At 41.3% G+C, this 12,749-nt stretch carries 14 protein-coding genes; 7 read left to right on the top strand and 7 right to left on the bottom strand.

Translation table 11 applies throughout. From position 1 onward, the window contains the following. Positions 1-73: 73 nt before the first annotated feature. The gene (locus tag RV00_RS09845) at positions 74-373 is read left to right on the top strand and encodes a hypothetical protein (protein ID WP_071862435.1); all 300 of its coding nucleotides are present in this window, start codon (positions 74-76) and stop codon (positions 371-373) included. Between the two features lie 279 nt (positions 374-652). On the opposite strand, the gene RV00_RS09840 is transcribed toward RV00_RS09845, so the two are convergent. Next, positions 653-1,036 carry a GNAT family N-acetyltransferase gene (locus RV00_RS09840; RefSeq protein WP_246569824.1) on the bottom strand — a complete coding sequence of 128 codons (384 nt, stop codon included), beginning with the start codon at positions 1,034-1,036 and terminating at the stop codon, positions 653-655. A 126-nt stretch (positions 1,037-1,162) separates the two neighbouring features. On the opposite strand from RV00_RS09840, the gene RV00_RS09835 reads away from it, so the two are divergent. Further along, the gene (locus RV00_RS09835) at positions 1,163-2,149 is read left to right on the top strand and encodes a serine hydrolase domain-containing protein (RefSeq protein ID WP_071862434.1); all 987 of its coding nucleotides are present in this window, start codon (positions 1,163-1,165) and stop codon (positions 2,147-2,149) included. A 56-nt stretch (positions 2,150-2,205) separates the two neighbouring features. Here the strand turns inward: RV00_RS09835 and RV00_RS09830 are convergent, their stop codons facing one another. The 4 genes from RV00_RS09830 to liaX form a co-directional block, all read right to left on the bottom strand. Beyond that, on the bottom strand, positions 2,206-2,571 hold the full coding sequence (locus RV00_RS09830; protein ID WP_071862433.1) for a potassium channel family protein: 366 nt from the start codon (positions 2,569-2,571) through the stop codon (positions 2,206-2,208). A 134-nt stretch (positions 2,572-2,705) separates the two neighbouring features. Further along, positions 2,706-3,479, bottom strand: coding sequence for an HAD-IIB family hydrolase (locus tag RV00_RS09825; protein ID WP_071862432.1), 774 nt, complete (start codon positions 3,477-3,479; stop codon positions 2,706-2,708). A 148-nt stretch (positions 3,480-3,627) separates the two neighbouring features. Then, a complete protein-coding gene (locus tag RV00_RS09820; protein WP_071862431.1) occupies positions 3,628-3,906 on the bottom strand; it encodes a PspC domain-containing protein in 279 nt (92 codons plus the stop codon). A gap of 13 nt (positions 3,907-3,919) precedes the next feature. Next, on the bottom strand, positions 3,920-5,593 hold the full coding sequence (liaX, locus tag RV00_RS09815) for a daptomycin-sensing surface protein LiaX (protein ID WP_071862430.1): 1,674 nt from the start codon (positions 5,591-5,593) through the stop codon (positions 3,920-3,922). A gap of 191 nt (positions 5,594-5,784) precedes the next feature. On the opposite strand from liaX, the gene RV00_RS09810 reads away from it, so the two are divergent. The 3 genes from RV00_RS09810 to RV00_RS09800 all read left to right on the top strand — a co-directional run bounded on the left by RV00_RS09810 (position 5,785) and on the right by RV00_RS09800 (position 7,867). After that, positions 5,785-6,468, top strand: coding sequence for a GDSL-type esterase/lipase family protein (locus tag RV00_RS09810; protein WP_071862429.1), 684 nt, complete (start codon positions 5,785-5,787; stop codon positions 6,466-6,468). A gap of 25 nt (positions 6,469-6,493) precedes the next feature. Then, positions 6,494-6,913, top strand: coding sequence for a GNAT family N-acetyltransferase (locus RV00_RS09805; protein WP_071862428.1), 420 nt, complete (start codon positions 6,494-6,496; stop codon positions 6,911-6,913). A 120-nt stretch (positions 6,914-7,033) separates the two neighbouring features. Beyond that, on the top strand, positions 7,034-7,867 hold the full coding sequence (locus RV00_RS09800; protein ID WP_071862427.1) for a Cof-type HAD-IIB family hydrolase: 834 nt from the start codon (positions 7,034-7,036) through the stop codon (positions 7,865-7,867). Between the two features lie 57 nt (positions 7,868-7,924). On the opposite strand, the gene RV00_RS09795 is transcribed toward RV00_RS09800, so the two are convergent. Beyond that, positions 7,925-9,445: an AcpB/EbpR/MafR family transcriptional regulator gene (locus RV00_RS09795; protein ID WP_071862426.1), complete on the bottom strand. Its 1,521-nt coding sequence runs from the start codon at positions 9,443-9,445 to the stop codon at positions 7,925-7,927. A 266-nt stretch (positions 9,446-9,711) separates the two neighbouring features. After that, positions 9,712-9,984, bottom strand: a complete 273-nt coding sequence (locus RV00_RS09790) for a PspC domain-containing protein (protein WP_071862425.1) — start codon at positions 9,982-9,984, stop codon at positions 9,712-9,714. Between the two features lie 418 nt (positions 9,985-10,402). Between RV00_RS09790 and RV00_RS09785 the strand changes: the two genes are divergently transcribed. Continuing rightward, a complete protein-coding gene (locus RV00_RS09785; RefSeq protein ID WP_071862424.1) occupies positions 10,403-12,178 on the top strand; it encodes an ammonium transporter in 1,776 nt (591 codons plus the stop codon). Between the two features lie 167 nt (positions 12,179-12,345). Further along, positions 12,346-12,702 carry a DUF488 domain-containing protein gene (locus RV00_RS09780; protein ID WP_071862423.1) on the top strand — a complete coding sequence of 119 codons (357 nt, stop codon included), beginning with the start codon at positions 12,346-12,348 and terminating at the stop codon, positions 12,700-12,702. Positions 12,703-12,749: the final 47 nt, after the last annotated feature.

The following is a 12,749-nucleotide window of genomic DNA, read 5'->3' as shown; positions in this document are numbered from 1 at the left end:
GGGCCCTGTTTTATTTTTTCCCTCAAAGCTTTCTTTCAGGTGTATACTAAATTAAAAAAGGGCGGTTACTAGGTTGAAGGCAAAAAAATACAATCGATTAGCGCTTATTATTCTTGCGCTTTTTGTTCTTTTCTTACTACTTTTGAAAAACACACTGCTAGTAGAGCTACAGCTAAATTATATTGCGATTATTGGCTTTGCTGTTATCTTACTAACAGTAATTGTCGGCTTTCTGCTCGTTCCTACCCATGAAAAGAAATTATTTATTCCAAAATATTATGGGTATGGTATCTCATTGAATCCTCGTAATCTGGTGGGATTGGCTATTTATATCAGCTTGCTGCTAGTAATGCTACAGGCGATTATCGGATGATCCCGTCAAAAATTTCTTTTTCTTTAGTATCGTCCTTAAAATTGAATGATCAAGCGGCGCCATTTAGGCTATGATAGAAGTATTCCATGATAATTTCACAAACCATTTTAAAACGACTGATATTCGACGAGCTTGCCGAATATCAGTCGTTTGTTTTTCTCCATAAATTACTAGTGAAACGAACTATTTTAACAAATAGATCATAAGATACTTTTCATCATTCTCGTCAATAATTTGGAAACCGACTTTTTGATACATGTTTAGAGCATAATTATCTTTTTAAACAGCCAGTGACACTTGTTTATATCCTTTTCCTTCAATCAATAATTGCAGCATTTTCTGTAGCAATTCGGTTCCGATTCCATATCCGCGATACTCTTTTAACAAAGAAATCGCACATTCAGGCGTAGCTGCGTCTACACTTCCGTAGCCAGCGATATTGCGTACCCAAACAATGCCAATGACTTTCTGATCGACCTCGGCACAAAGGCTAAAATCATCTGGTCCTTCACCAAAGTTTTTGAGATAAACTTGCAGCTCAGGTTCATTGATGATGCTTCGTGGCAACTGTGTCTGTCCTTTTCTCTGAAACAGCACTTCGTATAAAAAAATTTCCAGTAATGGATATTCTGCTGATTCTAATTCTCTAATTGTATACTTCATAAGTGCCTCCTTTTTTGGCTTGTTTACTCTCCTTAATCATTATTACAAGTCCGAAAACAATTTTCCTTGACCTTCCTCTTACTGGAAGCCTTACGCTAGGTTTGAGACAGGAAGGAGTTTTTATTAATGGAAGAAAATAATCAAAAACGATTGGTGGAACTAATCGAATCAGAGCACCCAAATATCGGCGGAATCACCATTTTACAAAACGGCAAAACGGTATGTGAAACCTTTTTTAATGGCTGTGACGTCACCAGCAAGCTACATGTCTATTCGGTCTCCAAGAGCATTCTTTCCCTTTTAGTTGGAATCGCCTTCGATCAAGGATATTTGAACAGTTTGGAGCAAAAGGTACTAACGTTCTTTCCTGAATACTCAGTCGCAGCAAAGGAGCAGACCATTCAGCAGATTACACTGCGCGATTTAATCACCATGACAGCGCCCTACAACTATGATACGACGGATCCAAGCATCTACAGCCAGTATTTTATGAGTAGTGACTGGGCGGCTTTTTCGCTGGATTTATTAGGCGGGCAAGGGAGGATTGGAGCGTTTCATTACACGCCTTTAATCGGGCCGGATATTTTATCAGCGGTCCTAATCAAAGCGACGGGACAATCTGTACTGGCATTTGCTCAAGAAAATCTTTTTACTCCGCTTGGGATCACCATCGAAAAAAATATCACCTTTTCTTCAGCGGAAGAACAGATGGCTTTCAATCAATCGATCGATTATAACGGTTGGGTTTGTGATGCTAAGGGCGTGAATGCCGGCGGTTGGGGATTGACTCTCTCTTCTAGGGATATGGCAACGATCGGTCAATTATATTTAAACGATGGGCAATGGGATCATAGCCAGATTGTTTCTCCTGAGTGGTTAGCTGAAAGTACCAGTCCTCACAGTAAATGGCTGGAAATGAACCTTTCTTACGGCTATTTGTGGTGGATTATTGACCAAGAAAAGCAGATTTTCGCCGCGCTTGGTGACGGCGGTAATGTGATTTATTGTAATCGCGAAAAGCAGCTGGTAATTGCGATTGCCTCGCTATTTATGGAAGGAACCAAAGACCGGATCGAGCTGATCCAGCAAGTCATTGAGCCAATGATCCGCTAAAAACAAGCGACGGCCCAAAGAACTCCAACTAGTTTCTTTGGGCCGTTCATTTGATCTTATTTTTTGGTTTCTACCTTCGTAGCGGCAGCTCCGCGTTTTTCTTTATGATACTCTATCAATGCTCGATTGAAATTTGCAATCAAGGCGGTAAGAATTCCCACGCCAATCAGCACATAGACGATGGTAAATAATTTCCCCAGTGCCGTGTGGGGAATAAAATCGCCATACCCCACCGTCGCAAGGGTCATCACCGCAAAATACAGCGCGTCAAGATAGGCCATCCCCTCAACATTATGATAAAAGAGTGTGCCAATCACTAGAATAAATAAGACCGCCAATAGCACGGCCTTTTGTTCTTCTTGTTTGAATAAAATTTTTAGAATATGCCAGAGGCTCCTGAATAATAAAATAAATGAGATCATCGGCGGTCTCCTTTAATTGGTTACTTCTATCGTAGCATTACTTGTTGGAATCACAAAGTTTTTCTAGACTTGATAACGAAAAAAAACTTCAACCCGTTTCCAAATTGAAGGATTTTCCAATAGTATAACTGGCCTTAAATCCAGCCAAATTTCACACATGCATTATAAATACCATCATCGACATTACGATCCGTTACGTAATCCGCCCGCGCTTTCAGCTCCTCGGCACCATTGCCCATCGCGATACTCGTCCAACTAGGATCGAACATGACCAAGTCATTCAAATCGTCGCCAAAAACGACTACCTCTTTTTGCGGCAAACTTAAATAATCCAACACATCGAGAATCCCTTGTTTTTTATTATCGTGCTGGCACATGATGTATTCTGGCACAAAACGCAGCTTAGCAAATTTTACCGGATCCGGGATCAACTGGTCTTGTTCTTTTGACAACGCCAAATAAAATTTAAAAATCTCTGGGGCTTCATCTACCTTGAAGTCTGGGTCAATCACATATTCTGTCGGTTCTTGCCGGGGGCCAACCTGCTCGCGAAAAAGATCATTGGCGGCATAGACTTTTTCCGAATCATCCAAAGCAATTAATACACCAATTCCCAACTGCTCAGCGTGATGGATCACCGCTAACGCTTCCCTTCGATCCAATGGCGTATTTTTTACCAGCTGATGATGGAGAACCAGTCCCATTCCGCCGGAGCAAACCATATTTTCTAAGCCAAGCGACTCAAGAAACCCGCGGCATTTATAATGAGCCCTCCCTGTCGCGATGGAAACGAAATGACCGTTTTTTTCTAGCAACTCCAACGCCCGTTTGGCACTTGGAACGACTTGTCCGGTCTTCCGATCTGTTAAGGTTCCATCAATATCAAAGAAAAATACCTTCTTCTCCATACTTTCCCTACTTTCATTTTTTGCCTGCTGCTACTTGTCTCTAATGCCTTCTTATTGTATCACAGCACCGCTAGGTAAAAACCAAAAAAAGTGAACAGCCGATTTGGCTATTCACTTTTTCAATCGATTCAATTTTTGGGTGAAGCTCTTAGAAGTCGTTCCAATCGTCTTCAGCGCGTTTGCGTTGCGCTTTTGTCTCCCGTTTAGGGCGTTGAGCCCTTTGTCTATCAAGCTGTTGTCCAGCTTCTTTTGGCATCAACAGCATAAATAAAATATATAACAAGATCGGTCCGCCATTAAGCACGATCGTTGCAAATACAAAGATCACTCGAGCAATTGTTGGATCGATGCCAAAATATTCAGCAACGCCGGCTAATGTACCGGTCAACATTTTATTATTTTGTGATTTAGTCATTTTTTTACTCATCATTGCAGCTCCTTTAACTATCAGAATCCTTTAAAAAAATATTTCCAGCCTTAGAAGAAACGGTGATTCGCGCAGTTTCATCCGCTGATCGTTGGAAATGTAGCGTTTTTTGATTTCCTTCGTTTCTTTCTCGAACCGTCTCGCAATTCGCGAAGCGGTAATTGATCGTTCCTTGATCCGTTTTTCCAGTTCCTTTTAAGCCTAACCCTTTAGGCAACGCAACTTTCACATCCCCATCGACAGCGCTGGCTTTGATTTTTTTCAAGTTTTCATTTCCAGCGGTAATTTTAATGTCGCCATTGATCGTAGCATAGTCGCCACTAATGATCGCCGCTTTGGAAATAATCGTACCATTGACTGTCTCGATTGTTGACTCTAAGATGTCGCCAGCTTGTAGTTCGATCTGATTATTGGTTCCTTGAATCTCTAAGCTCGACGCATCGAGATCTTCAATTCTAATTGTACCCGCGGTAGACTTAATCAATACTTCTTTGGCTGCTAACTCCTCAACCCGCAGATCACTAGTCAAGAGCTGAAGTTTTGCCTGTTGATAGTGGCGTCTTGGCAAATAGAAGGTCAAGGTCGCTTCCACCCGTTTATTCGGTACATGAAACCGAATTTGATAATCGTCAATCTCGATTTGACTACGTTCCAAGAAAGCCTCCAGCGGGTCCGCGTCCTCAACGGCAGCTAATAGCGTAACCTCAGCATCGACTTTCACGTCACTAACCGTTTCATCGGTCCATGCTTTGAGAATGACTTTTCCCTTGGCGAGCTTGATATCCAGCAAGGTCGCATCGATCGATTCAAATAAGAATTGATGGCTGAAATGTACGTTTCTACGCTGCGGCATTTGCTTGCCTATGTCCTTAAAAGCCCCACTCCCATTGACTGTTTCAGAAACGGCTTGAACGGTTTTATTCATTAATCGTTCTAATCGTCCCGCAAAATTTTGCGGCTCTTCCGTTGGTCGATCCAGTGGCGAATAGCGCTGCTGATCAAAATCATCCGGGATTCCGAAAAAGTTTGGTGCTTCTTCTGAAGCCGTATAATACTCCGTCTCCGGAGTTTCACGTGCTTGCTTTAATTGTTGGATCTCTGACTCTAGCTGATCGATTTCTTCTTTTAATTGCTGATAACGTGGCTGATTTTCCGCTGAAATAATGCCTAGCTCTGCTTCCAGATTCAGTTCACGGTATTCTTCCTGATTTTCTCGCAGCTGCTTGCTTTTCGCTTGCAAAGCTTGATCGAACTCATCGATTTTTTCCGTTACTGAGTCCTTTGAGGTAGTAGATCCAGTTGTACCTATGTGTTCCCATTCATTGAGTAAGCTGGTTACGCTATCGGTTGGTTGCGGCGTAGGTTTGATTTCCGGTTCGGATTTTCCAGCTACTTTTGGCGCACTAACCGTTGACGAGTCTGACTTAGATCCGACTTCGATATCTACGTTTTCGGTTTCCTCTTGAAGGAACTCTGGTTCTGCTTCCGTAGTTGGTTTACTTTCCTCTGTTTTTTCAAAAGTTGTCGCTGGTTTTTCAGCTGGTAACGGTGTATCTTCTATCGCTGCTTCTGCTGATTGCTCCGCTGCAGCGTGATTTTTTTCAAGATGTTCTAATAAATCTAGACCTTCTTCAGAGGACAAGATCCCTTTTTTGATTGACGCTAAGATTTGTTCCCGTTCATTCATACGGTTCTCTCCTTGTCGTTTTTCTATAAGCCTATTATGCAAGAACTTTAGCCCTTCGTCATGGGTCGAAAGGACTATTTTTATAAAAATCCTGTCTTTTTGGCAGCCAGAATAATTGACAGTCTCGCAGCAAGAGACTAAACTCATAAACAATTAGATATCTAACTATAAAAATGAAAGCTGGCATTTCTATGAAAGACGAAACCGTCAAACTCACTAAACTAAATCCTAAGTTAAAAGAATTCCAAGATGATTTGCGTAGTCATTATACAGCCGCAAATAAAACCGCTAAGAAAAATCAAATCGTCTTTGTCGGTTCTAGCTTGATGGAAATTTTTCCGATTGAAAAATTTCAAGTAGAAGAAAATTTGGGACTGCCGCTAACGATTTACAATCGCGGCGTCCGAGCCACCACAACAAAAGATGTCTTAGACCACTTAGACACCTTGATTTTTGACTTAAAACCGAGGAAAATTTTTATCAACATTGGCACCAACGACATTGGCTTTGGACTCTCCGAGACTGAAACACTGACAAATTATCGTCAGCTCCTAACCAAGATCAAGGAGCAGTTACCGGAAACACAGGTTTACGTCATGAAATTTTACCCGATCAACGCCGTCGATGAATTTATTGACCCACGCTCAGGAGAAACAGGCCGCTATTCTGACAAACGGACAAACCAAAATTTACAGGCAATGAGTGATCAGCTGGGACAACTGGCAGAAACCTTTGGTTACAGCTACATCGACGTCAACGAACAGTTAGCTGACAGTGATGGAAATTTACGAAAAGAGCTCAGCTTTGACGGGGCTCACTTACTGCCCGCAGGTTATCAGATCGTCTTGCAGAACCTGATGCCTTATTTACGTTAATTTTTTTGAAAGAAGGACCAACTATATGCAGATTCGTGAAATGATCCCCCAAGATAGAAAAAGTCTGCGGAAACTTTATTTAGAGAGCCGTCGCCGGACGTTTTACTGGGATGATCCGCTGCTGATGCACGAAGAGGATTTCGACCGTGATACCCAAGACGAGCAGATTTTCGTGGCGATCGAACAACAGCAGATCGTGGGCTTTATTTCCATTTACCTACCAGAAAACTTTATCCATTGCTTGTTCATTCACCATGAGTTTCAAGGTCTGGGCATCGGTCATTTGCTGATGCAGCAAGCCAAAAAAGTTACCCAGCGACCGATCCGGTTAAAATGTTTGTCTCGCAACCATGAGGCATTAGCCTTTTACGAAAAAGAAGGCTGGCAAAAAGTCCATGAAGTGAAGCTTCACGATCCTTATTGGGAAATGATTTTTCCAGACTGAAAGGCTGGCTTTTCTTATTAAGAACCCTTTGATTTTCCAACGGGATTTACAAATGAAACCATTTACATCACCTCTAGCCAATAGTAGACTTAATTTATACTCAAATTAGGACGTGATGACATGGATATCAAAGCGATCGTACTGGACATCGACGGTACATTATTAACTTCAAAAAAAATGATCTCTCCAAAAACGAAGCAGGCCTTGATCAACGCTCAAGAAAAAGGGATCAAAGTGATTTTAGCTTCCGGTCGCCCTACGACAGGAATGTTTGAACTGGCTGAGCAACTAGAAATGACGAAATATGAAGGCTATCTCGTTTCCTATAACGGTTCTCGTGTGACCGATTGCAAGACCAAGGAAGTCTTGTTCAATCAAGCCATGAGTGTTGAAACCGGACAAGCAATCTTGGAACACTTGAAAAAGTTCGATGTGATGCCGATGATTGACAAAGAAGACTATATGTATGTAAATGACGTTTACAACAATAACTTAGAGTTGCCAGAAGGAGATTTCAATATCATTCGATATGAGTCTCGCGGTGGCAATTTCAAGCTATGCGAAATCGATGATCTCGCGGCCTTCGCCACTTTTCCAATCAATAAAATTTTGATCGCGGCCCAACCAGAATACTTGCAGGAAAATGTCGATGCGATCCACGCTCCTTTTGATGAGGTTGTGACTGCCGCTTTTTCAGCCCCCTTCTATTTTGAATTTACAGATAAAGGGATTGATAAAGCCAAGGCTTTAAACACCGTTTTTCCTGATTTAGGAATTCATTCGTACAATATGATTGCTTTTGGCGATGGTCAAAATGACCGTACCATTATCGAATACGCCGGGATCGGTGTCGCGATGGGCAATGCCGTTGAGGAACTAAAAGCGGTGGCTGATGATGTGACACTTTCCTGTGATGAAGATGGGATTGCGGTCGGATTGGCGAAATATTTATAACCATGTCTAAGTAAACAAAAAGTTCCCCACATTCAATATCAATGTGAGGAACTTTTTTCATTGCTTGGAACGTTTACTTTTGGCTTCGGACAGCTCATTGACTAAATTTTGGATTGCCACAATTGATTGCGGCGTCACATAAGGGTCCATTGAAATCAAAGGAAATGATGCTGGCACCCCTTCGCTGGAGCCGGTAGTAATCAAGCCATCATAGGTCAAGATTTTTTTGAATAGATCGCCATTATCCTTAAGCGAGCCTTCGTAATGATGAATTTCAAAATTACCATAAACAATCTGACTGATAATTTTAGTAATAAATTTTTCTTCCGTTGGCGAAAGATCAGAAATAAGTAATAAATGGACCGTTTCCTCTTGGTTAGCCAGTTCTTCTAAGCTATCAACTTCCTCAGTCAATAAAAGATAGACATAATTTGTAATAAAGTCCTCCGTTTTATAAAATTGATGCTTTTGAACAAATTCGGTAACCGTCTCAGTTGCCTTATCAACTGCATACTTATGCATAATTCTGACCATCTTTAAAAAGATCGTGCGACTTTTTCGCAGAATCGTCAAAAAATCGCGATTCTCATCATAAAGATAACTATCATTCACTAATACGGTCGTCAGCTCTCTACGGTAAGTTTCATCAATCGGCTTGCCTAAAAGCTTAACGAAACGATCCGTCAATTCTAAATGAGCTTCAAATAAATAGCTGTAACGCGGATTGTCTTCTATTGCCGCCTCTCGATGTGCTTGACTAAAAACAACTGAATCTGAGAAGGAAAGCCACAGACAGTCACGTAGCAAGTCGTCGGTTAAGTCAAGACGAAAAACTTCTGACACGGTGTCTCGGAATTTGGTAATATCCTCGGTCTTAGGTAACGATAACCCTCGCCTACGCAGCTCCTTCGCCGGGTAATGATGGCCATTTTTTATACGCCACAAACTAATAAAAACATTATAAGCCACTCGTTTTTGAAAAATATATTTTTTATACAAACCATTGATTTCGGTAAAGGCTATAACGAATTGTTCGACTGATTTTAACTGATATTCCTTCAAATCAGGCAGCGCTACATTCAATGAATACTGTTTTTCAAGAAAATAACGATAGTAAAAATGCCGGATCACGCTTTCTTTACCTTCTAAGCGAAGTGGGCGATAATATAAGCGAATCCCCGCAACCCTCAAAACTTTCTCGATCTTTTTTAAGTAACGTTGTGTATTGGACGAACTTAGATACAGCAATTTTGAAAGCTCAGCGATGTTGTCACAACGTTCATACAATAACTGCTCCACAATTTGGAATTCTGGGGAATTGGCCAGCACTTCAGAATAGAGCTTTCCGATACTCACATTATTTCTAAGTGTCAATCGATAGAGGCCCTTCTCCTTCTCAATAAAAAAATTATCTTGCAGCTCATTTATAACATTCATATCATTCAACAAAATCGGCAAAGAACAGCCTAATTCACTTAGTAGCTTTTCATTTGGTAAGCCATCCCGGTTATAATACAACACTTCAACAATGTTCAACCTACGTAAACTACTGGTACCCAAAATCTGTCGAAAATCCATCTGCCACCTCCTAATCCTTTAGAAAAGTGCTTTACCTCTTTCATACGAAACGACTTAACACCTTAAAAAAACGCTTACTTTACATATTCATTTTACTCTTTTTTTATTAATGTATTTAGAAATTTTGATTATAACTTTTAGAGTAATAATTGAATCGACTACATCAATAGCTCCTCCGACAGATGAGTATTCTTTTAACATTGCTACTAACAAAAAAACGGATCGCACTAAGACGATCCGTTTTTATTTTTTTATTTTCCCCTTGATTAGAAGTCACTCCATGTGCCATCTGCAACGGGTTCTGCCTGTTTTGGTTGATCGGCTCGTGTTTGTTGGTAAACACGCGTCTGTCTTTCAGCGGAAGGAACTAATATCGCCAATAAAATATAAAGTAAAATTGGTGCACCAACTAAAAAGATACTAGTGAAAACATAGATGATACGTACGGTAGTAGCGTCGATTCTGAAATATTCAGCGATACCGGCTAATGTACCTGTTAACACTCGATTATTTTGTGATTTCATCATTTTTTTCGTCATTTTAATTATCTCCTTCAATTTCAGCTTTTACTACTCGTAACGTGTAGTTATCTTATGTCTTCATTATGCCGAAACTCTGAATATTCGTCATAGGGCAAAGGTCGGATTTTTCAACTAGTCATTTAGGCTGAGTTTTTCTAGTTCCTGTACTTCGACACGTTTGAATCAGGAAGAATCTCTCATATACAACTGCTCAAACTTTTACGCGAGAGAATGCTACAAAACAAAAATTTACGGCGCCATTTCTTGAAGGTAGAAACCTTTAAGTTTCTGTGTATGTTACAAAACATCACATTTAATGTCGTTAAAATTAATTTTTTTGTCTTTTGTTGCAGAAAAAATGACGAACGTTATTGACTAGCCCTGAATTTCTGTGTAGTGTGTTAGAAAAGTTAACATAAACGAAAGGATTGATTCTATGTATTCGTCAGTTGATGTGATTTGGACATTGTTAGGCGCATTTCTAGTATTCTTTATGCAGGCAGGTTTTACGTTAGTCGAGTCCGGCTTCACCCGGGCTAAAAATGCCGGTAACATTATCATGAAAAATCTGATTGATTTTTGTTTCGGCACTCTGCTTTATTGGGTGATTGGTTTTGGAATCATGTTTGGTGGTAGCAGTGCCATTTTCGGTGGAATCAACTTTTTCGCTGGAAACTCACTGACATTCGACCTTCCTACTCCCACCTTCTTATTATTTCAGACCGTCTTCTGCGCGACTGCGGCGACGATCGTCTCAGGGGCGATGGCGGAACGAACAAATTTCATCGCTTACTGTATCTTTAGCGCCGTAATCAGCGGCCTGATCTATCCGATCTCTGGTCACTGGATCTGGGGCGGCGGCTTCTTAGCAGAAATGGGCTTCCATGACTTCGCTGGTTCAACAGCCGTGCACATGGTGGGCGGGATCGCGGCCTTTGCCGGCGCAGCAATCGTTGGTCCACGAATCGGAAAATACACCAAAGACAAAAAATCCAACGCCATCCCTGGCCATAATTTGACCTTGGCGGCACTGGGTGTCTTCATCCTATGGTTCTCGTGGTTTGGTTTCAACGGCGGTTCCACCACTTCAATGACTGGCGACGATACGATCTTGATCGCCTCAAATGTTTTAGTCAACACCAATATTGCCGCAGCTACTGGGACATTGACCACACTGATTATTTCTTGGTTTCGCTATAAAAAACCGGATGTTTCATTGACCTTGAACGGCACCCTTGCCGGCTTAGTCGGAATTACTGCCGGTTGTGATATGGTCAGCGCTGGCGGTGCTTGGATCATCGGCTTAGCTTCCGGTGCTGCCATGATCTTTGCGGTTGAATTTATTGATAAGAAAATCCGCGTAGATGACCCTGTTGGTGCGGTCGGTGTTCACGGCGTCTGCGGTGCGTTAGGAACGATTATGACTGGCCTACTAGCGCTAGATGGCGGGCTTTTCTATGGCGGCGGTACTAGTTTCTTTTTCACTCAAATCCTTGGTGTTTTAGTCACTGCCGCATGGGTCGGAGCAAGTGCAAGTCTTTTATTCTTTGCTTTAAAACATACGGTCGGCTTACGAGTCTCTGAAAAAATCGAATTAGAAGGCCTAGATCTTGAAGAACATGGCTTACAAAGCGCTTATAGCGGGTTCGTGGTGACACCGGATATGACGAACGCCAATGAATTGCCACTCTCAGCCAACTCTGCTCCTGCTACCGGAATGTTTGGCAAAGAACCTGTCTTAGCAACCGATATTTCCAACGTACAAGTGGAAGCTGTCACTGAAACGGACCGCAACAGCTCCGATATACAAACGAACTGGAAAAGGGTGCAGCAAGGTGAGTTAGAGACATTACCGATCTCAATGGTTTCCGTCGTGATCAATGAAAACAAACTGGATGAATTAAAAAAAGGCTTAGAAAAAATTGGAATTGAAGGCCTAACTGTCACTCAAGTTTTAGGCCATGGTATTCAAAAAGGCAGCACCGAATATTATCGCGGTTCAGTGATTCCTACGAAGCTTCTGCCAAAAGTCAAAGTCGATGTGGTGATTAGCAGCAGTCCCGTTCACCAAGTCATCAATACCATGAAACATATTTTACACACTGGTCAGCCCGGTGATGGGAAAATCTTTGTTTCAGCAATGGATAATGTGGTTCGCATCAGTAACAACGATGAAGGAGCCGAAGCTCTTCAAGGGTACACCGCAGATTAAGCAACGTTTCACGTCAATCCTTCCATTCTCATAGACTTAATCTGCTTAAACTGTCAATAAGCCTAGGCTTGTTGACAGTTTTTTCTTGTACTCTTTTTGTAATTAATGGTTTTCATTCCTTCTTTCTTCTCGATTTTGATAAAATGAGCGAAAGGAAGTGTCCACATATGCTTAAAATTAAACGAGCTTACTTAGCTGCGGAGAACGCAGATGGCTATCGTATCCTAGTCGATCGATTATGGCCGCGAGGAAAATCCAAAGAGATTGAACAGATCGATCTTTGGTTAAAAGAAATCGCCCCAAGTCCTGAACTTAGAAAATGGTTCAATCATGATGACGATAAATTCCCTGAGTTTCAAGCGAAATACCTTGAAGAACTGCAGACGGGCTCACAAAAAGAAGCCTTAAATGAGTTAAAAAAAGTTTTAACAAAAGAAAAAGATGTGACCCTTGTCTACGGTGCGAAAAATGAAGAATCTAATAACGCACAGGTGTTGTATCAGCTATTGAAAGATGAAATTTAGTGAAAAGTAAATGTTCCAATCTTAAAGTAACGTACTTTTTATTTAAG

The sequence above is a fragment of the Enterococcus devriesei genome, assembly GCF_001885905.1.
Lineage (GTDB): Bacteria > Bacillota > Bacilli > Lactobacillales > Enterococcaceae > Enterococcus_A > Enterococcus_A devriesei.
This window is presented reverse-complemented; position numbering and strand designations above follow the sequence as displayed.